At 68.8% G+C, this 18,473-nt stretch carries 16 protein-coding genes and 1 tRNA gene; 13 read left to right on the top strand and 4 right to left on the bottom strand.

Features of this window, described 5'->3' with window-relative positions:
• From leuD to DPQ23_RS04030, 3 genes are all read left to right on the top strand, one after another.
• The gene (leuD, locus tag DPQ23_RS04040) at window positions 1–606 is read left to right on the top strand and encodes a 3-isopropylmalate dehydratase small subunit (RefSeq protein ID WP_112873413.1); all 606 of its coding nucleotides are present in this window, start codon (window positions 1–3) and stop codon (window positions 604–606) included.
• Window positions 597–1,643 (top strand): endonuclease/exonuclease/phosphatase family protein, encoded by a 1,047-nt coding sequence (locus DPQ23_RS04035; protein ID WP_338067041.1) that lies wholly within the window; start codon window positions 597–599, stop codon window positions 1,641–1,643. Before leuD ends, DPQ23_RS04035 begins: the two co-directional genes overlap by 10 nt.
• A 92-nt stretch (window positions 1,644–1,735) precedes the next feature.
• Window positions 1,736–3,652: a PhoX family protein gene (locus DPQ23_RS04030; RefSeq protein ID WP_112873412.1), complete on the top strand. Its 1,917-nt coding sequence runs from the start codon at window positions 1,736–1,738 to the stop codon at window positions 3,650–3,652.
• A 94-nt stretch (window positions 3,653–3,746) separates the two neighbouring features.
• On the opposite strand, the gene DPQ23_RS04025 is transcribed toward DPQ23_RS04030, so the two are convergent.
• Window positions 3,747–4,145, bottom strand: coding sequence for a hypothetical protein (locus DPQ23_RS04025; RefSeq protein WP_112873411.1), 399 nt, complete (start codon window positions 4,143–4,145; stop codon window positions 3,747–3,749).
• Between the two features lie 156 nt (window positions 4,146–4,301).
• Here DPQ23_RS04025 and leuB point away from each other — a divergent pair, with 156 nt between their 5' ends.
• From leuB to DPQ23_RS04010, 3 genes are all read left to right on the top strand, one after another.
• A complete protein-coding gene (gene leuB, locus DPQ23_RS04020) occupies window positions 4,302–5,420 on the top strand; it encodes a 3-isopropylmalate dehydrogenase (protein ID WP_112873410.1) in 1,119 nt (372 codons plus the stop codon).
• 3 nt (window positions 5,421–5,423) lie between these two features.
• A complete protein-coding gene (locus tag DPQ23_RS04015) occupies window positions 5,424–6,374 on the top strand; it encodes a DMT family transporter (protein ID WP_112873409.1) in 951 nt (316 codons plus the stop codon).
• A 67-nt stretch (window positions 6,375–6,441) separates the two neighbouring features.
• Window positions 6,442–6,518, top strand: a tRNA-Pro gene (locus tag DPQ23_RS04010).
• A 426-nt stretch (window positions 6,519–6,944) separates the two neighbouring features.
• On the opposite strand, the gene DPQ23_RS04005 is transcribed toward DPQ23_RS04010, so the two are convergent.
• On the bottom strand, window positions 6,945–7,628 hold the full coding sequence (locus tag DPQ23_RS04005) for a Crp/Fnr family transcriptional regulator (RefSeq protein ID WP_112873408.1): 684 nt from the start codon (window positions 7,626–7,628) through the stop codon (window positions 6,945–6,947).
• A gap of 223 nt (window positions 7,629–7,851) precedes the next feature.
• Here DPQ23_RS04005 and DPQ23_RS04000 point away from each other — a divergent pair, with 223 nt between their 5' ends.
• From DPQ23_RS04000 to DPQ23_RS03975, 6 genes are all read left to right on the top strand, one after another.
• Complete coding sequence (locus tag DPQ23_RS04000; RefSeq protein ID WP_112873407.1) at window positions 7,852–8,598, top strand: hypothetical protein; 747 nt, start codon at window positions 7,852–7,854, stop codon at window positions 8,596–8,598.
• Between the two features lie 30 nt (window positions 8,599–8,628).
• Window positions 8,629–10,521 carry an alkyl sulfatase dimerization domain-containing protein gene (locus DPQ23_RS03995; RefSeq protein WP_162630634.1) on the top strand — a complete coding sequence of 631 codons (1,893 nt, stop codon included), beginning with the start codon at window positions 8,629–8,631 and terminating at the stop codon, window positions 10,519–10,521.
• A gap of 20 nt (window positions 10,522–10,541) precedes the next feature.
• The gene (locus DPQ23_RS03990) at window positions 10,542–12,641 is read left to right on the top strand and encodes an alkyl/aryl-sulfatase (protein ID WP_112873405.1); all 2,100 of its coding nucleotides are present in this window, start codon (window positions 10,542–10,544) and stop codon (window positions 12,639–12,641) included.
• A 127-nt stretch (window positions 12,642–12,768) separates the two neighbouring features.
• Complete coding sequence (locus DPQ23_RS03985) at window positions 12,769–13,059, top strand: glycine zipper 2TM domain-containing protein (RefSeq protein WP_112873404.1); 291 nt, start codon at window positions 12,769–12,771, stop codon at window positions 13,057–13,059.
• Between the two features lie 187 nt (window positions 13,060–13,246).
• Entirely contained in the window at window positions 13,247–14,053 is an 807-nt protein-coding gene (locus DPQ23_RS03980; protein WP_112873403.1) for a transporter, read from the top strand.
• Between the two features lie 57 nt (window positions 14,054–14,110).
• Window positions 14,111–15,232, top strand: coding sequence for an alpha/beta hydrolase (locus DPQ23_RS03975; protein ID WP_112873402.1), 1,122 nt, complete (start codon window positions 14,111–14,113; stop codon window positions 15,230–15,232).
• 38 nt (window positions 15,233–15,270) lie between these two features.
• Here DPQ23_RS03975 and DPQ23_RS03970 read toward each other — a convergent pair whose 3' ends face one another.
• Together DPQ23_RS03970 and DPQ23_RS03965 are read right to left on the bottom strand one after the other, a co-directional pair.
• Window positions 15,271–15,498: a thioredoxin family protein gene (locus DPQ23_RS03970; RefSeq protein ID WP_112873401.1), complete on the bottom strand. Its 228-nt coding sequence runs from the start codon at window positions 15,496–15,498 to the stop codon at window positions 15,271–15,273.
• Window positions 15,499–15,511: 13 nt separating this feature from the next.
• Window positions 15,512–16,510: a permease gene (locus DPQ23_RS03965; RefSeq protein ID WP_112873400.1), complete on the bottom strand. Its 999-nt coding sequence runs from the start codon at window positions 16,508–16,510 to the stop codon at window positions 15,512–15,514.
• A gap of 371 nt (window positions 16,511–16,881) precedes the next feature.
• Here DPQ23_RS03965 and DPQ23_RS03960 point away from each other — a divergent pair, with 371 nt between their 5' ends.
• On the top strand, window positions 16,882–18,450 hold the full coding sequence (locus tag DPQ23_RS03960; RefSeq protein WP_112873399.1) for a calcium-binding protein: 1,569 nt from the start codon (window positions 16,882–16,884) through the stop codon (window positions 18,448–18,450).
• The last annotated feature ends 23 nt before the right edge of the window (window positions 18,451–18,473 follow it).

Here is an 18,473-nt window from a genome sequence, read left to right as displayed (position 1 = left end):
ATGGACAAGTTCACCACCCTGACCGGCATCGCGGCGCCCATGCCGCTGGTCAACATCGACACCGACATGATCATCCCCAAGCAGTTCCTGAAGACGATCCACCGGTCGGGCCTGGGCAAGAACCTGTTCGAGGAGATGCGGTTCTTTCCCGACGGGACCGAGAACCCGGACTTCGTGCTGAACAAGCCCGCCTGGCGGGGCGCGCAGATCATCGTCGCGGGCGACAACTTCGGCTGCGGATCGTCGCGCGAGCACGCGCCCTGGGCGCTGCTGGACTATGGCATCCGCTGCGTGATCTCGACCAGCTTCGCCGACATCTTCTACAACAACTGCTTCAAGAACGGCATCCTGCCGATCGTGCTGCCGCAGGCCGCGGTGGACGCGCTGATGAAGGACGCCGAGAACGGCGCCAACGCGCGGCTGACCGTCGATCTTGCGGCGCAGACCGTCACGGCCCCGGACGGCACCGCCCATCCCTTCGACATCGACCCGCATCGCAAGCACTGCCTGCTGAACGGGCTGGACGACATCGGGCTGACCATGGAAAAGGCGGCCGCCATCCAGGCCTACGAGACGCAGATCGCCCAGTCCCAGCCTTGGGTCTGAAAGCCGCACTGGCGCTGACCCTGGCCCTTGCCGCGCCCGCGGGGGCCGGGACGCTGCGCGTCGCCACCTGGTCGCCCGACCTGACCCGCGACGGGCCGGGCCTGCTGCTGCGCGACATCCGGTCCGGCAAGGACGACCAGATCGCCGCCGCCGTGCAGGTCATCGTGGCGGCCGACGCCGACGTGCTGCTGCTGACGGGGTTCGACTGGGATCACGAGGGGCGGGCGCTGTCGGCGTTCGCCGACCTGCTGGCCCGCGCGGGCGCGCCCTATCCGCACCGCTTTGCGGGCCGGCCGAACGCCGGTCTGGCCAGCGGGCTGGACCTGGACGGGGACGGCCGGCTGGGCACGGCCGATGACGCGCAGGGCTTTGGGCTGTTCACCGGCCAGGGCGGCATGGCGGTCCTGTCGCGCCTGCCGCTGGGTCCGGTCACGGACCATTCCGCGGCGCTGTGGCGCGACCTGCCGGGACATCTGATGCCCCCCACCGCGCCCGACGCGGCGGCGGCGCAGCGCCTGTCGTCGGTCGCGCACTGGCAGGTGCCGGTGCTGGCCGAGCCTCAGCCGCTGACGCTGCTGGCGTGGGCCGCGACGCCCCCGGTGTTCGACGGCCCCGAGGATCGGAACGGCCGGCGCAACCATGACGAGGCCGCGTTCTGGCTGACCCGCCTGCCACCCGCGCGCTTTGTCGTTCTGGGGGACGCCAACCTCGACATGGCAGACGGCGACGGCCGCCCGCAGGCGCTGGCCAGCCTGATGGCGCGCACCCGCGACCCCCGGCCGCGCAGCGCGGGCGGGGCGGCGGCGGCGCAGACCGGGGCCAACGCCACCCAGACGGGCGATCCGGCGCTGGACACCGCGGACTGGGCGGACGCCGACGGGCCGGGCAACCTGCGGGTCGATTATGTCCTGCCCTCGCCCGACCTGGCGGTGACGGGTGCGGGCGTGCTGTGGCCCGCGCCGGGCCAGCCGCTGGCCGACACGGTTCTGGTGGCCTCGCGCCACCGGCTGGTCTGGGTGGACCTGGCGCTGCCCTGAGCGATGCCGCCAAGTTGTCACATCCCGGACGCAAACCTGTCACAGCCGCGCCCTAACCACCGCCGCATCCGCCATGCAGAAGGATGCGAGCGATGACTGATTCCCGCCACACACCCCGCATGTCGGCCGACGACTGGGACGAGCAGAACTTTCCCCGCCCGGCCGAGAACGACTTTGACCGCGTGGTCGAACGCGCGCTGTCGCGGCGCGGGTTCCTGGGCGCGGCGCTGGTCTTCGGGTCGGGCGCGGCCGTCATGGGTCCGGGCTTCCTGACCGGGGCCGCACGGGCGCAGACCGCCGCGGGTCCCGCCGCCGCCTTCCCGTTCAAGCCGATCCCGATCGCCACGGACGGGACCATCCAGGTTCCCGCCGGCTATGAATGGCGCGTGCTGACCGCCTGGGGCGAGCCCATCTTCCCCGACGTGCCCGAGTTCGATCATGCCACGGGCGGGTCGCTGGACACCTCGGACAAGGTGTTCGGCGAGAACACCGACGGGATGGAGTTCTTTGTCATCGGCGACCGCCGCGTGATCGCGGTGAACCATGAATACGTGAACCCCAAGGTGAACCTTCCGCAGGCCACCGACGGCGTGCCGCGCGATGCCGCCGACGTGCGCAAGCTGCAGAACCTGCAAGGCGTCAGCGTCATCGAGGTGGCGGACGGACCCCAGGGATGGTCCGTGGTCAAGGACAGCCCGCTGAACCGCCGCATCGACCACAACACGCCCATGACGATCGCCGGGCCTGCCGCCGGTCACGCGCTGATGCGGACCGCCGCCGATGCGACCGGCACCACGGCGCTGGGCACGCTGAACAACTGCGGCTCGGGCCGCACGCCGTGGGGCACCTATCTGACCTGCGAGGAGAACTTCAACAGCTACTTCGGCGCGACCGGCGTGCTGCCGACCGAGGGGGCGGTGGCCGAGGGGTACGCCCGCTACGGCATCGCGGCCGCGGGGTCGGGCTATGACTATCACAAGTGGGACCCCCGCTTCGACGTGACCGCCACCCCGAACGAGCCGCATCGCGCCGGCTGGGTGGTCGAGATCGACCCGGCCGACCCTGCGTCGGTGCCGGTCAAGCGCACCGCGCTGGGCCGTTTCAAGCACGAGAACGCGGAATGCGTCGTGGCGCCCGACGGGCGTGTCGTGGTCTATCTGGGCGACGACGAGCGGGGCGAGTTCCTGTACCGCTTCGTCAGCGCCGGCACCTTCGTGCAGGGGGGCGACACCGCGGCGCTGCTGGACGAGGGCCAGCTTTACGTCGCCCGGTTCAACGACGACATGAGCGGCACCTGGGTCGCCCTGACGCCCGAGGCGACCGGCATGGACGCCGCGACCATCGCGATCTTCACCCGCCAGGCCGCGTCCCGCGTGGGCGCCACGACCATGGACCGCCCCGAGTGGGTGGCGGTGAACCCCCTCAAGCCCGAGGCCTATTGTGCCCTGACCAACAACAAGAACCGGGGCGTCAAACCGAACGAGGGCGGCGACGCCACCCCTGTGGGCGGCGCGAACCCGCGCGAGGCCAACCACTACGGCCAGATCGTGCGCTGGCGCCCGGCGGGCGGCGACCACGCCGCGGACGGGTTCGACTGGGACCTGTATGTCATGGCCGGCAACCCGACCGTGCATCAGGACGCCTATGCCGGATCGGCCAACATCAACCCCGGCAACCTGTTCAACTCTCCCGACGGGATGGCGGTGGACCAGACCGGACTGGTCTGGATCCAGACCGACGGCGAGGACACGAACGAGGGCGACTTTGCCGGCATGGGCAACAACCAGATGCTGTGCGGCCACCCGGACACGGGCGAGATCGTGCGGTTCCTGACCGGGCCAAAGGGCGCCGAGGTCACCGGCCTGTGCTGGTCGGACGACCGCAGGACGATGTTCGTCGGCATCCAGCATCCCGAAGGCACCTTCCCCGCGCCCGAGGGGACGACCGGCGTCCTGCCCCGGTCGGCGGTGGTCGCGGTGCGGCGCGCCGACGGCGGGCTGGTCGGCTGAGGCGCAGACGGCAGACGGCAGACGCAACGCACGGGGGCCGCGGCAGCGCGGCCCCTTTTCACAGGGCGCTCGGCCCCTGCCCGGCGCGGACGTCCTACTGCGAGCGGTCGAGCGGCGCGGTGCCCCCGCCCATGCCCTTGAGCCGCGCGATCAGCGGCCGGGCGGTCGGGCCAATGCGGTCGCAGGCCCCCGGGTCGTCCAGCAGCCGGAACGCCGGCGCGTAATAATCGCGGTCATAAGCCGAGGCATCCAGCCCCAGCTGCGCCGCCAGCCGGTCGCCGGTCGCCGTGACCAGCGTCCATTCCCCGTCTGTCAGGCCATAGCCGGGACAGTTCGACGTGATGACGTTGACCTGCGCCAGCGCGGTCATCAGCGCCTGCGCCTCGGCCTGCGGCAGGCCGGCGGTGTCGGGCAGCCGGACGGTCATGCCGCCGTCGGCCAGCGCGGTCCCGGCGCAGGCCGCCCACAGGACAGCGGCTTTGATCGGGGTCATGGCAGGCTCCTTGCGTCGGTCGCCGGAATGCGGCGGTCGCCGGCATACCGCCCCGCCGGGCCCCGGACCGCAAGCCAAATGCCCGTGAACTTGACCGCGCGGAACGCCCCGGCTAGGCGGGACCGGACCCCTGAACGCCCCTGACGCGAGGCCCCCATGACCGCATATTCCCTGTTGATCCTGCCGGGCGACGGCATCGGCCCCGAGGTGATGGCCGAGGTCCGCAAGGTCATCGACTGGTTCCAGGCGAACCGCGGCATGCAGTTCGACGTGTCCGAGGACCTGGTCGGTGGCGCGGCCTATGACGCGCACGGCACGCCCCTGACCGACGCCACGATGGCGCGGGCGCAGGCGGTGGACGCGGTGCTGCTGGGGGCGGTCGGCGGCCCGGCCTATGACAACCTGGATTTCAGCGTCAAGCCCGAGCGCGGCCTGCTGCGCCTGCGCAAGGAGATGGACCTGTTTGCCAACCTGCGACCCGCGCAATGCTTTGACGCGCTGGCCGATTTCTCCTCGCTCAAGCGCGAGGTGGTGGCGGGCCTCGACATCCTGATCGTGCGCGAGCTGACCTCGGGCGTGTATTTCGGCACGCCGCGCGGCATTCAGGCCGACGACAACCCCGACAACGAGGGCGGCCGCGTCGGCATCAACACCCAGCGCTATACCAGCGGAGAGATCCGGCGGGTGGCGCGCGCCGCGTTCGAGCTGGCGCGCAAGCGCTCGAGCCGCGTCTGTTCCATGGAAAAGGCCAACGTCATGGAATCGGGCATCCTGTGGCGCGAGGAGGTGCAGTGGGTCCACGACCACGAATACCCGGATGTCGAACTGACCCACATGTATGCCGACAACGGGGCGATGCAGCTCGTCCGCCGCCCGCAGCAATTCGACGTGATCGTGACCGACAACCTGTTCGGCGACATCCTGTCGGACGCCGCGGCGATGCTGACGGGCTCGCTGGGGATGCTGCCGTCGGCAAGCCTGGGCGCGCCCGCGGCCAACGGCCGCCCCAAGGCGATGTACGAGCCCGTGCACGGCTCGGCCCCCGACATCGCGGGCAAGGCGCTGGCCAATCCGATCGCCTGCATCCTGTCGTTCGCCATGGCGCTGCGCTATTCCTGGAACGAGGGGGCCGCCGCCGACGATCTGGAACGGGCCGTGGAAACGGTGCTGGCGCAGGGCGTACGCACCGCCGACCTGATGGGCCCCGAGGGCGGCACCCCCATCACCACGTCCGAAATGGGCGACCGGATCGTTGCGGCGCTGGCGGCGGCCTGATCCATGGCCACGCCCGGCGCGAACCTGACGGGGGCCGCGCTGGGCCTGGCCGCAATGGCGGCCTATGCCACCCATGACGCCGCGATCAAGGTGCTGGGGGCGGGGCAGTCCCCGTTCCAGGTGATCTTCTTCATCGCGCTGCTGTCGATGCCGGCGGTCGCCGCCATCGCGCTGGCCCGCGGCGGCGGATCGTTGCGGCCGCGCCATCCGGGGTGGGTCGCAGGGCGCACCGCGGCGGGCACGGCGGGCGTTCTGGGGGCGACGCTGGCCTTCTCGGCCCTGCCGCTGGCGCAGGTCTATGCGATCCTGTTCTCGATGCCGCTGCTGATCACGCTGATGGCCGTGCCGCTTCTGGGCGAACGGGTCGGCCCGCACCGCTGGGCCGCGATCGTGGCGGGGCTGGTCGGGGTGCTGATCGTCCTGCGCCCCGGCCAGACGCCGGTGTCGGCGGGCCATTGGGGGGCGCTGGCGGCGGCGGTCGCGGGCGCGCTGTCGGCGGTCATCGCCCGCCGCCTTGCCGGGCGCGAGGCGACGCAGGTGCTGGTCGCCTGGCCCATCATCCTGAACCTGATCGTGGCTGCACTGGCCCTGCCTTGGGTCTATCGCCCCATGTCCGCGCCGGAACTGGGGCTGGCGGCGCTGATCGCGCTGTTCGGCCTGATCGGCGCGGCGCTGCTGGTGCTGGCCTATCGCGCCGGAGAGGCGGCGGTCGTCGCGCCCATGCAGTACAGCCAGATCGGCTGGGCGGTGCTGTACGGCTGGCTGCTGTTCGACGAGACGCCCGACCGTCCCACCGCGCTGGGGCTCACGGTGATCGTGGCGTCGGGCCTGTATATCCTGTGGCGCGAATCGCGCGGCGCATCCGCCACGCGCCCGGTCACCGAAAGCGACCGCGCGGGGGACGCCCTGCCCTCGCCCCGGCCCAGCCCCGTCGCCCGGCTGCTGCGCCGGTGATCCCCGCTTTTCCCCTGCCAAGGCCTTGCATTCCGCCGCGCCCCGGGCTACCTGCCCCACCTACGGTCGGAGCGTAGCGCAGCCTGGTAGCGCACCTGCTTCGGGAGCAGGGGGTCGGAGGTTCGAATCCTCTCGCTCCGACCAGTTTTTCCCGAACTTTCACCATCTTGCCTGCACAGACCGCGGACTGCCCTCCTGTTGCTGCGACCGAGACACCCGATGGATGAGCCGGTCGCAAGCGTAGCGCGGTCCCTGGGCAATCCCCTTGGGCGCGGCGCCTGCGCAGGCCTGCCCGGGATCTTGCGAACATCACAGCACAACGCGGCGATCCCCCGGGATCATGGCCGGTTCGGTAAGCGGGCGCGCCCGCCAGGTTGAGGCCTGACCGGGCCTTGCGGCTCAGACCCAGGTCGATCTTGCCCCCTCTCTCCTTGTGTTCAGGCGACGCGAAGGATCCCGGCGTCATCGAAGATCGAGAGGCGGTTCAGGGGGGCGATGCGGGCAGGCCAATGGCCGACCAGACGCCTGCGCCATGTGCGGTGGGATCGCTGCCGCGCTCGGGATGCCGTGTCAGGATTCTTCGGCCGCGTGCTCAAGCGCGGCGCGGTCGATGATCCGCAGTCCGCCATATTCGATGCGCACCGCGCCGGTCTCGATCAGCGACTTGAAGGCGCGCCGAAAGGCGGCGCGGCTCATGCCGGCCATCCGGCCCAGATCGTCCTGCGTCGCCCGGACCGATCCGTCGGGCGTTGCGAGCCTGAGCACCATGCGCGCAAAGCGGGCCCGCGGGGTCAGCGACAGGACCTCGGCGAGGATTCGCACCGCAAGCGTGGCATTCGCGTGATTGAGCCGGAAGAAGCACGTCCAGTCTTCCGGGTACTCGGCAAGGCTGCGACGCACCGCGCCGACCGGGATGCGGAAGACACGGCTGTCCACGGCCGCCGACACGGTAAGCGACCGGGTCGTCCCGGCCAGCAAGGCGGAGTCCCCGATCCAGAAGCCCGGTCGCGCCCGGTAGATGGTGACCTGCTCGTCGCCCCTGATCGGAATCGACACGTCGAGCAGGCCTTCGCCCAGACCGTAGATCGCATCCGGGGCATCTCCGATGGTGTAGAGAGTTGCGCCGCGCGGGACGATCGTCCATCGGCCGGCCATCGCCATCCGGGTCTGAAAGGACACCGGCTGCTCTGCCAGCCAGCCCAGGGGGGGCAGGTGGCGAAACACGTCGGGATATTTTTGCTCCGATTGCTGCATCCGTCACAATCCCTCTCACAGGAAGCGCATAGGCTTTTGACGTGACGTAACACGGCCGCGCCCAAACTGTCGTTGGCCCAGATCAAATGGACCGTCTGCGGGACAGTGCCGCAGGCGGGAACGTGGCAAGTCCCGGTCCGACGCGCCGACGACCGACCGGGACCCTCAGGCGAGGGAACGCGGCCGTCGAGGCGTCGGCTGAACAAGGTGGGAATCGACGGTGATGACCTGGACAAGACGGCTGATCGCGGCCCTGATGATCGCCCCGCTGGCGGGCGCTGCGGTGGCGCAGGATACGGGCTGGGAGGTCACGGTTTCTCCCTATGTCTGGGCGCCCGGCATCTCCACCTCCATCGAGACCCGCTTCGGCACGATCGAGCCGGAGGCGGATATCGGCGATGTCCTGTCGGCGGCGGACTTCGTGCTGATGAGCATGATCGAGGCCCGCCGTGGCCGCTGGGGCCTGATCGGCGATCTTGTCTATGCCGATCTTTCCGAAAGCCAGGACGCGCCGCTCGGCGGCCTGTTCTCTCGCGCGTCGGCCGACGCCGAGATGTGGATCGCAAGCGGCTATGCCGCCTATCGCGTGCATGAGGACGCGCGGATGTCGGCCGACCTTCTGGGGGGCTTTCGCGCGGTGCGGGCGGACCTGGACGTGGCGCTCGCCCCGGGCGCGCTGCCCGGCCGGCGGTTCGACCTTGGCGAAAGCTGGATCGACCCTGTTGTCGGCGGCCGCGTCCAGTTCGCGCTGGACGAGCGGTGGTCCGCCATGGCGATGGCCGATATCGGCGGATCGGGCGGCGGGTCCGACGGCACATGGCAGGCCGTTGCGACCGTGGGCTATCAGATCAACGACCGCTGGTCGGTGCATGGCGGATGGCGCCAGCTCTCCATCGAAAAGGACATGGACGGGCGTGATGTCGATATCGATCTCAGCGGACCGGTGCTCGGCGTCAAGGCCCGCTTCTGACCTGGGCAGACCCTTTCCAAGGAGAGCATGATGACCACCAGACGCCAGTTCGTGGGCGCGATTCCGGCTGCTGGTGCTGCCCTTGCCGTCGGGGGCGTTCTTGGCCCGCAGCGCAGCGAGGCGCAGGTTGCCCCCGTGACCCTGGATGGGTGGCACAGCCCGTCGCTGACCGAAGCGACCGTGACGGCCCCCAACGGGGCGATCACCACGCAGGTCGCCATCGACGTGAATGCGCGCCACGGTGCCCTGGGCAAGTCGGCGGCGGAAGTCGCGGACGGGGTCTGGCTGCTCAGCGGCTGGGGCCTGGGCCATTCGATGGCGGTCGCGGCGCCCGAGGGCTGGATCATCGTCGATACCGGCGATTCCACCGCCACCGCCGCCGACATGCGCGCCCATCTGGAACGGGCTGTCGGCGCCCCCATCCGCGTCGCCGCCATCCTTCTGACCCACTGGCACTATGCCGACGGCACCGCGGCCTGGATGGATGAGGGAACCGAGATCTGGGGCCACGAGTGGCTCGACGCCAATCGCGCGGAAGCGACCGGCGTCAGCGTCAAGAGCGGCTTCTATCGCGCCCGCGCCGTTGCCCAGTTCGGCGTCCTGCACCCTCTCGAAGGGTCAGACGCTGCGCCCAACATGCTGGGTTTCACGGTCGAGAAACTGATGGGGGAATCGAGCTACCAGCCCCCCACCCGGCTGTTCCAGAACGGCAAGATCGACAGATTCACCATCGCCGGCGAGGAGGTCGAGGTCGGCCCGAACCGGTCCGACAGTTCCGACAGCGTGGGCTTCCATTTCCCGGCCCGGCGGACGCTGATCAGCAACTTCATGGTGCCGGGCTTCATCTTCAACATCTATTCGCTGCGCGGCGGCCCTTTCCGCAATCCTCTGCCGTTCATCGAGGACCTGCGCTGGATGGACTCGCACGGGGCCGAGGTCCTGCTGGACCTGCACGCCGCGGCCGTGACGGGGGCTGACGCGGTGCGCGAGGCCATTCATCGGTCCTCGGATCAGGTGCAACTGATCCACGACCAGACGCTGCGGATGATCGCGCATGGCATGGACGGGCGGCAGGCGGCCGAGAACGTCTATCTTCCCGCCGATCTGCGGCAGGGGTGGGAAGCCTATGGACAGGTCGAAAGCCATGTCCGGCAGATCTACAACGGAACGGTCGGCTGGTTCGGCAATGACGTCTATGACATCAACCCGCTGTCGCTGCAGGACGAGGCCGCCCGCACCGTGGCGATGATGGGCGGGGCGGATGCGGTACGCGCGGCGGCCGTGGCCGCGGCCGACGAAGGCGGCATCGGCAACTGGCAATGGGCGCTGCGGCTGACCTCGATGCTGCGGACGCTCGACCCCGAGGACGCCGGGGCGCGCAGGGCGCGGGCCACCGCAGCCCGCGCGCTGGGGCAGCGCACGACCTCGTCCAATGCCCGCGGCTGGTACATCACCGAGGCGCTTGAACTGGAAGGCGGCCTTCTGGTCGCGGGGCGCCCGGTGACGCTGGCCCTGGCGCGGGCAGCCCTCGGCACACCCGACATCGCGGCGCTGCTGGCCGCGCCGGTCGAGGCCAATCTCGACCTCCTGCGCTATCTGGTCGATCCGCGCGCGGCCGAGGGCAGGCGCGCGGCCTTTACCCTTGCGGTGGCCGACGACCCCCGGACCTGGCGGCTGGAGCTTCGCAACGGCGTGGTCGTGGTGTCGCCTGCGCCCCCGGCGGCGGCACCCGATGCGACGGTCTCGCGCCGGGAACTGGCCGAATTCGTGCTGGGGCTGAGAGCGATTGGCCCAGGAAACGCGGCAATTTCGGATTTTTCCGAGGTCCTGGACCGCAGCCTTTTCCGTGCCTCTGCCGACCTCGGGGACGTTCTCGACGACCCGCACGAGCAGGAGCGCGTCGATGCCTACGGCGAACATTGAAGTCCAGAAGGAGTCGGAACATGACCACCAGACGCCAGATCCTCACGAGCCTGCCCGCCACCGGCGCGGCCTTCGCGCTGGGCGGCTTTCCGTTCGGTGAAGGCACCGCCCACGCGCAGGAGGCCCGCGTGCCCTTGGAGGGCCATTTCCACCCCAAGGGCAAGGCACCGTCCGAGCACACGCTGAAGGTTCTGGCCGAGGCCAAGGCAACGCTGCCCTTCGACGACACCCGCGACCTTGACGAGCAGGCGCGCGGACTGATCGCGCGCAGGGCCGACCCCAAGATCATGGCCGACGCGGGCAATGTCGCCTTCGACATGTCGGACTACGACTTCCTGAATGGCAAGGACGAGTTCGACAGCATCCACCCCTCGCTGCTGCGGATCGCGCGGCTCAACAACAACTTCGGCCTCTACGAGGTCATTCCCGGCATCTATCAGGTGCGCGGGCTCGACCTTTCCGACATGACCTTCGTGCGCGGCAAGACCGGCTGGATCGTCTTCGACACGATGACGACGACCGAGACCGCGCGGGCCGCCTGGGATCTGTTCCAGGAGCATGTGGGCGAGGGTCTTCCCCTTGTGGCGGTGATCTACTCGCATACGCATGGCGACCACTTCGGCGGCGGCCGTGGCCTCATCTCGGACGAGGACCTTGCCGCGGGCCGCGTCCAGATCATCGCGCCTGCCGACTTCATGGAGTTCGCGATCTCGGAGAACGTCTTTGCCGGGAACGCCATGAACCGGCGCCTGTTCTATCAGTACGGCCTGCTGCTGCCCGTGGCCCCGCACGGCTTTGTCACCCAGGGCCTTGGCCACCGCGTCCCGGCGGGGGCGACCGGCCTCGTGCCGCCCACCCGCTTTGTCACCGAACCCATCGAGGAATTCGAGGTCGACGGCGTGCGGATGATCTTCCAGAACACGCCCAACACCGAGGCCCCGCGGGAGATGAACACCTACATCCCCGATCTCAAGGCGCTGTGGATGGCCGAGAATGTAACGGCCCAGTTCCACAACATCTACACGCTGCGCGGCGCGCTGGTGCGCGACGCGCTCAGCTGGTCGAGATACATCAACGAGGCGCTGTACCGCTTCGGGCACGAGGCCGAGGTCATGTTCGCCTCGCACCACTGGCCGCGCTGGGGCAACGAGCGCATCCGCGAGGTGCTGCGCGACCAGCGCGACCTTTACGCCAACATCAACAACCAGGTGCTGCACCATGCCAACCAGGGCGTGACCATCAACCAGATCCACCACGTCTATCAGACGCCCAAGAGCCTGCAGGCGAAATGGCACTGCCGGGGCTATCACGGTTCGCCCCAGCACAACGCGCGCGGGGTCGTCCAGCGGTTCCTGGGTTTCTGGGACGGCAACCCGACGACGCTGATCCCGCTTTCGCCGGCGGACTCGGCGCCGCTTTATGTCGAGATGATGGGCGGCGCCGATGCCATCCTGGCCCGGGCGGGCCAATTGCACGACGCGGGCGACTATTTCCTGGCCACCGAGATCCTCGACAAGCTGGTGCAGGCCCAGCCCGACAACGGCGCCGCCAAGGACGCGCTGGCCGACGCCTTCGAGCAGATCGGCTACCAGCAGGAGAACCCCGGCCTGCGGAACAGCTTCCTGGCCGCGGCCTATGAACTCCGCTCGGGCATTCCGCAGGGCGCCATCACCAGCACCTCGAGCCCGGACATCATCCGCGGCATGTCGACCGAACTGTTCCTCAACTTCCTCGCCATCAGGATGGACAGCCGCCGCGCCGCGGATCTCGCCTTCGTCATGAACCTCGAGACGCCCGACAACGGCGAGCGCTTCGTCGTCGAACTCGCCAACGAGACGCTGACCAACCTGCCGGGCTTTCACGCGGAAAAGGCCGACCTGACCCTGACGGTGAACCGCTCGGACCTCGACCGCGTGATGGCGGGCGAGACGGATCTGGGAACGCTGCTGGCCGATGGCACGGCACGGGGCGAAGGGGATCTCTCGGTGCTTGAAAAGCTCGCATCGCTCATGGTCAGCTTCGATCCGCGTTTCGAGATCATGCCCGGCACGAAAGGCCGCACCGAAATCGCTGCGGCCGAGCCGTTCGAGGGTGATATCGGGGCCGTGATCCCGGAATGACATGTCGGCGGTCGCCCCGATGGTGCGACCGCCAATGTCCGGGGCCGCCATGGCCCCGGCGTGACCGCCGTCGGCAGAACCACCCGGCTCGGCCATAACAACAAGCAGAGAGAGGAAGGAAAACGTTATGAAACTTCGTGGTCTTTTGATTGCAGGTGCGGCGATGGCCGCGCTTTCTGTCAGCGCCTGCACCGATGATCGGAACCTCAACGCTGCCACCGGCGCCCTGGCCGGGGCTGCGGTGGGAACCCAGTTGGGCCAGGGCCGGGGACGGACCGCAACGACCCTCATCGGCGCCGCCGCCGGAACGGCCATCGGCGCCAACGCTGCAAGGGGCACCCAGAACCCACAGGGCACGATGTGCGTCTATCGCAATCCCACCACCGGCGAGTCCTGGCAGGCGCCCTGCCGAAACTGATGCCGGGATAATCGGGAAAACATGCAGGTGGCCGAACCCGCCGTACCCGACCTCGATGGTCTGGAAACCGCCGGCCTGGCGGCGTCCACGACCTGATGTCGGCATCGGTCCCGGCCACCTGTCCGCACCGCGCCATCGCCAGCGCGTCGGGCGACAAGGCCTTGGCGCCCTCACCAGGAGACGTGTCATGCGAAGATCCAACCTGACGACGGCTGTTGTCCTTCTGCTCGGCGGGACCTGGGGTGGGCTGGCTTCGGCCCAGGACGCCGAGGATCTTGCCCAGCAGCTCGCCAATCCGGTCGCCTCGCTGATCAGCGTGCCGTTCCAGTTGAACCATGACGACGGCATCGGACCGGATGGGGACGGCTCGCGGGTTCTTCTGAACGTCCAGCCGGTCATTCCGTTTTCCCTCGGGAACGACTGGAACCTGATCTCGCGCACCATCATTCCGATCGTCGATCAAAGCGACGTGTTTCCCGGCGCGGGATCGCAGACCGGCCTGGGCGACATCGTTCAAAGCTTCTTCCTGTCGCCGAAAGCACCGACCGCCGGCGGCCTCATCTGGGGGGTCGGCCCGGTCTTCCTTCTGCCAACGGCCAGCGATGATCTGCTCGGCACCGGGAAATGGGGGGCGGGGCCGACAGGTGTCGTGCTCGTGCAGCGCGGGCCGTGGACCGTGGGCGGACTGGCCAACCACATCTGGTCATTCGCGGGCGACGACGACCGCGCGGACGTCAACCGGACGTTCCTGCAGCCCTTCGCCTCGTACACCACCCCCGACGCCTGGACGTTCACGCTGCAGACCGAGAGCACCTATGACTGGGAAACCGAGCAATGGTCGGTTCCCGTCAATGCGGTGGCCTCCAAGCTGACGCGGATCGGCACGCAGCCGGTCAGCCTGTCGGGCGGCGTCCGCTACTGGGCCGAAAGCCCCGAGTCCGGCCCGGAGGGCTGGGGTGTCCGCGTCGGCATGACATTCCTGTTCCCGCGGTGACTTCGTTGCCGGTGACAGCATAGACTGACGAACACAGGATCGACCCGAGCGCGCAGGATGACACGTCCCGTCACTCTTACCGACCTGACCCGTCGCCACTGTCTTGCGTTGATCGGGGCGGCGACGGTCGCGGGGTGCGGTCCGCGCGGCAGCATCGCCATGCTGCCGCCCGAGGCCGTTGCCGGGGCGAACGTCCAGCGCGTGATCGTGGCGACGTCGCGCGCGCCCGCGCCCGCACCCGTGTTCTTCTCGGGCCGAAACGCCTTTCGGACAGGGTTCGCGCGCTTTGACGCGGCCGTCCCCCCGGACCGCCCCGCGGGCAGCATCCGCTTTCCGCGCGGCACGCCCGACCCGCGCCGGGACTTTCTGGTCACGCATGCCGAAAGGCTCTCAGGGTCCCGTGCCTTCGTGCAGCAGGTGAACGCGGCCGCGGCCAGCGCCCCGCACTCGCGCATAGGGGCCATGTTCGTCCATGGCTTCAACACCAACTTCGCCGAGTCGCTGATGCGGCATGTGCAGTTGCGCCACGACCTCGCGGCGCCGGGCGTCGGCGTCCTGTTTTCGTGGCCCACCGCGGCGAATCTGCTCGCCTATGCCGTGGACCGCGAACATGCGTTGTTTTCGCGCGATTCTCTCGTCGAGACGATGCAGCTCATGCGCCGCACCAGATTGTCGGGCTACAACCTGATCGCCCATTCGATGGGGGCGTTCCTTGCCATGGAAAGCCTTCGGACGCTTGCCCTGCTGGGGGACCGGGCCAGTCTTGGCAGGATCGGCGCGGTTGTCCTGATCGCGGCCGATCTCGAGGTGGACCTTTTCCGCCGCCAGGCCGAGCCGGTCCTGGCGGCAGGCGTTCCGATCTATCTGCTGGTGTCCAGCCAGGACAGGGCGCTGCGCTGGTCGGCCACCCTGCGCGGAGAGTCGCGCCGTGTCGGCAACGTCTACACGCGCGAGGAACTCGGCGGCCTGGATGTCGGCATCATCGACCTGAGCGCCGTGAACCCCGGCGAGATCACCGGCCATCTCAAGGTCGGCAGCTCTCCCGAGCTGATCGCCCTGGTCCGGCGCATGCGGCAGCGCCAGGCGACCCTCTTCGGGGGCGACGCAGGCCTTCTGGATGCGGGCGCGACCGTGTTGCAGGGCGCCGCGGGGCTGGTTCTCGCCCCCCTCTCTCCCTGAAGGGCGACGTTGCCGGACGGTGGGAAGGCCGCATCCGGTCAGATCAGCTGTCCGATCTCCTCCGCGCTCAGCACCCTGCCGGTCGAGACGACCTTTTCATCGACGACCAGGCCGGGCGTGGACATCACGCCATAGGCCGCGATCTGGGCCATGTCGGTGACCTTGACGATCTCGGCCTGCTTGCCGGCCGCCGCGGCCGCGGCCCTGGCATTCTCACCAAGGGCGATGCATTTCTTGCAGCCGGAACCGAGGATCTTGATGATCATGGCAGATCTCCTGTCAGAGGAACCAGTGGGTGATCTCGTTGAAGGTAAAGCCGATGATCAGGATGCCCGCGCCGACCACGCCGACAAAGGTGAGCAGAAGCGGCATCCTTACCACGCGCTTGAGCATGATCATCGAGGGCAGGGACAGGGCCGTCACCGCCATCATGAAGGCCAGCACCGTGCCCAGCCCCACGCCCTTGCCGACCAGCGCCTCGGCGATGGGCAGGGTGCCGAAGATGTCGGCATACATGGGAATGCCGATCGCGGTCGCCAGCGGCACGGCCCACCACTTGTCCTGACCCAGCAGGGCCGTGATGGTGTCCTGCGGGATCCAGTTGTGGATCGCGGCCCCGATGCCGACGCCGATCAGCACATAGGGCCAGACCCGATGGATGATCTCGACCACCTGGTCCCGGGCATAGGCCAGCCGCTGGCGGCGGCTCATCGTCCCCACCTCGCCCGTGACGGGAACCGTCCGCACGAAGTCGGCAACCTGAGCCTCCAGTCCCAGCTTTCCGATGACCGTGCCCCCCACGACCGCAACGAGCAATCCGACTGCGACATAGGCCAGCGCAATGGACCAGTTGAAGATCGAGGCCAGCAGGATCACCGAGGCCAGGTCCACGAGGGGCGAGGAGATCAGAAAGGAAAACGTGATCGCCAGCGGCAGCCCCGCCGCCGTGAAGCCGATGAACAGCGGGATCGACGAACAGGAACAGAAGGGCGTCAACGTGCCCAGAAGGGCCGCGAGGATAGTGGCCCCCAGACCGGAGCGACCGCCCAGTATGGCGCGCGTCCGCTCGGGCGGAAAATGGCTCTGGACGTAGGAGATGGCGAAGATCAGCATCGACAGCAGCACAAAGATCTTGATGACGTCATAGACGAAGAACTGCACCGAGCCGCCCACCCGCGACGCAGGGTTCAGCCCGATCGCCGCCACGCCCTGACCGACCAGATCGTTGAGCCAGGTCATCCGCAGGACCTGATCGTTCATCCATCCGAATAGGGTCATGCTGTAGTCTCCGGCGCCCCGGGATCATGGGACAATGCAAGGAAAACCGCGTGCGCCACAAGCCTGAGACGATCAGGTTTGAACCGATCGCGCACCCTTTGCACGTCGCGCCGGACCAGGCAGCAGCCCCGCTGTCCTCAGGACCGGCATGGGGCGCGACATCGGCCTGTCGCAAGGGGATGCCGTGACGGGCCGCGGCTGCCGATCCTTTCCCTGCCCCTTGCAGAACGGCCCAAGGACTGGTGGCGACGCTCGGAACAAGCGCCTGCCTGTCGCGTTCGGCGGCATCGTGGTGCCAAGGCGCTTCGCGTCTTGCGCCATCATCAACAGACGCCGACAGCCAGCGGCGTCCGATCACAAGGGCAGGGAACATGGCAACCAATCGCACAATCGGAACGCGCAACGCTGACCTTCTGGTCGGCACGCCGGATCGAACCATCATCCTGGGGCTTGCGGGCAACGACAGCCTGCTGGGTGACGGCGACGTCACGCGGGGGGACGGCGCGCAGGCTCTTCTGCGCGGCAATGCCGACCAGTTGTTCGGCGGCCTGGGCAACGACATGCTGTGCGGCGACGGCCGCGTCGTTGCGGGCGGACACGGCGCCCAGGCCCTGATCCTCGGCGCCGGCGACGTGCTGCGGGGGGACGCGGGCGATGACACGCTGTATGGCGACGGCACGGCCAAGGTTCTGGAATACGGCAAAGGTGCCGGCATCCGGGGGGGCCGGGATCTGCTTCAAGGGGGGGATGGAAACGACCAGCTTTTCGGCGACGGCCATGTGTTTGCGGACCCCATGGCCCGGAATGCCTGGATCGTGGGCCATGCGGACACGCTGTTCGGCGGCGCGGGCCATGACATTCTGTCTGGCGACGGCCGGATAGAGGGGACCATTCAGACATCCGCGATCCTGACCGGAGGCGCTGATCTGCTTGATGGCGGATCAGGCAACGACACCATCCATGGCGATGGTGCTGCCGAAGGGGGCATGTTCGGCACGGGAGCGGTCACCGGTGCCGGGGACACGCTCCATGGGGGCTGGGGCCACGACCTGCTGGACGGAGACGGCGCTGCGTATTTCGGTCCGCTGAAGGGCGGGGCGGACCGGATCTGGGGCGGCAGCGGCAACGACACCATCCGGGGGGACGGAAGCACGTTCGAAGGCCGCTTCAGCGGCGGGAACGACCATATCGACGGCGGCACGGGCGACGACGCCATCATGGGGGACGGCACGGCCAGCGCCGGCGTCAAGTTCAACCATGGAACGGCCGAGATGGTGGGCGGCAAGGACACGATCGTTGCCCATTCCGGGAACGACACTGTGCTGGGTGACGGTCAGGTTTCATCCAACGGCGATTCGACCCTGATCGGGGGGGCCGATTGCATCGACGGGGGAACAGGGGACGACAGTCTCCATGGCGACGGCGCGGCTTTCGGCGGCGACGCATCCTCCCTGAGAGGCGGGAATGACACGATCCGGGGCGGCGAAGGCAATGACACGGTCTATGGCGATGGAACTGCCGGGCAATCAGGCTCAACCTTCGGCCGCGCCGAACTGCTGGGCGGACAGGACAGGATCGTCGGCGGCCGGGGCGACGATGTCCTGTGGGGCGATGGCACGGTGGCAAACGTCACCACGACGGTGCTTGACGGCGGCGCGGACAGCTTTGTCTTCAACGAGCGCGACGGCCGGGACGTGGTGATGGACTTCCGAAGCAGCGACGGCGACATCATCCACTTCACCACCAGACGACTGGACTGGTCGGACCTTGACAGCAACCGCAACGGACGGCTCGACGATGCCGACCGCTTCGTGGCCGTGGACGAGGGCGACACCCGCATCGCCCATGGTTCCGCGGCAGGCCCCGGCCGTCCGGGCGGGGACGTGCTGACGGTGGCTGGTGTCACGGGGCTGACCGAGGCGGACTTCGTGTTCGGCTGATCCGGCGCGGTGATGCGCCCGGC

This window comes from Paracoccus endophyticus, assembly GCF_003286075.1.
GTDB classification, from domain to species: domain Bacteria; phylum Pseudomonadota; class Alphaproteobacteria; order Rhodobacterales; family Rhodobacteraceae; genus Paracoccus; species Paracoccus endophyticus.
Note: the sequence above shows the minus strand (reverse complement) of the source record. Positions and strands in the feature narration are given on the sequence as shown.

What these genes read in the sequence shown, in the direction of transcription:
- leuD (WP_112873413.1), top strand. Translation starts at nt 1, where the DNA reads ATGGACAAGTTCACCACCCTGACCGGCATCGCGGCGCCCATGCCGCTG.
- DPQ23_RS04030 (WP_112873412.1), top strand. Translation starts at nt 1,736, where the DNA reads ATGACTGATTCCCGCCACACACCCCGCATGTCGGCCGACGACTGGGAC.
- DPQ23_RS04025 (WP_112873411.1), bottom strand. Translation starts at nt 4,145, where the DNA reads ATGACCCCGATCAAAGCCGCTGTCCTGTGGGCGGCCTGCGCCGGGACC.
- leuB (WP_112873410.1), top strand. Translation starts at nt 4,302, where the DNA reads ATGACCGCATATTCCCTGTTGATCCTGCCGGGCGACGGCATCGGCCCC.
- DPQ23_RS04015 (WP_112873409.1), top strand. Translation starts at nt 5,424, where the DNA reads ATGGCCACGCCCGGCGCGAACCTGACGGGGGCCGCGCTGGGCCTGGCC.
- DPQ23_RS04005 (WP_112873408.1), bottom strand. Translation starts at nt 7,628, where the DNA reads ATGCAGCAATCGGAGCAAAAATATCCCGACGTGTTTCGCCACCTGCCC.
- DPQ23_RS04000 (WP_112873407.1), top strand. Translation starts at nt 7,852, where the DNA reads ATGACCTGGACAAGACGGCTGATCGCGGCCCTGATGATCGCCCCGCTG.
- DPQ23_RS03995 (WP_162630634.1), top strand. Translation starts at nt 8,629, where the DNA reads ATGACCACCAGACGCCAGTTCGTGGGCGCGATTCCGGCTGCTGGTGCT.
- DPQ23_RS03990 (WP_112873405.1), top strand. Translation starts at nt 10,542, where the DNA reads ATGACCACCAGACGCCAGATCCTCACGAGCCTGCCCGCCACCGGCGCG.
- DPQ23_RS03985 (WP_112873404.1), top strand. Translation starts at nt 12,769, where the DNA reads ATGAAACTTCGTGGTCTTTTGATTGCAGGTGCGGCGATGGCCGCGCTT.
- DPQ23_RS03980 (WP_112873403.1), top strand. Translation starts at nt 13,247, where the DNA reads ATGCGAAGATCCAACCTGACGACGGCTGTTGTCCTTCTGCTCGGCGGG.
- DPQ23_RS03975 (WP_112873402.1), top strand. Translation starts at nt 14,111, where the DNA reads ATGACACGTCCCGTCACTCTTACCGACCTGACCCGTCGCCACTGTCTT.
- DPQ23_RS03970 (WP_112873401.1), bottom strand. Translation starts at nt 15,498, where the DNA reads ATGATCATCAAGATCCTCGGTTCCGGCTGCAAGAAATGCATCGCCCTT.
- DPQ23_RS03965 (WP_112873400.1), bottom strand. Translation starts at nt 16,510, where the DNA reads ATGACCCTATTCGGATGGATGAACGATCAGGTCCTGCGGATGACCTGG.
- DPQ23_RS03960 (WP_112873399.1), top strand. Translation starts at nt 16,882, where the DNA reads ATGGCAACCAATCGCACAATCGGAACGCGCAACGCTGACCTTCTGGTC.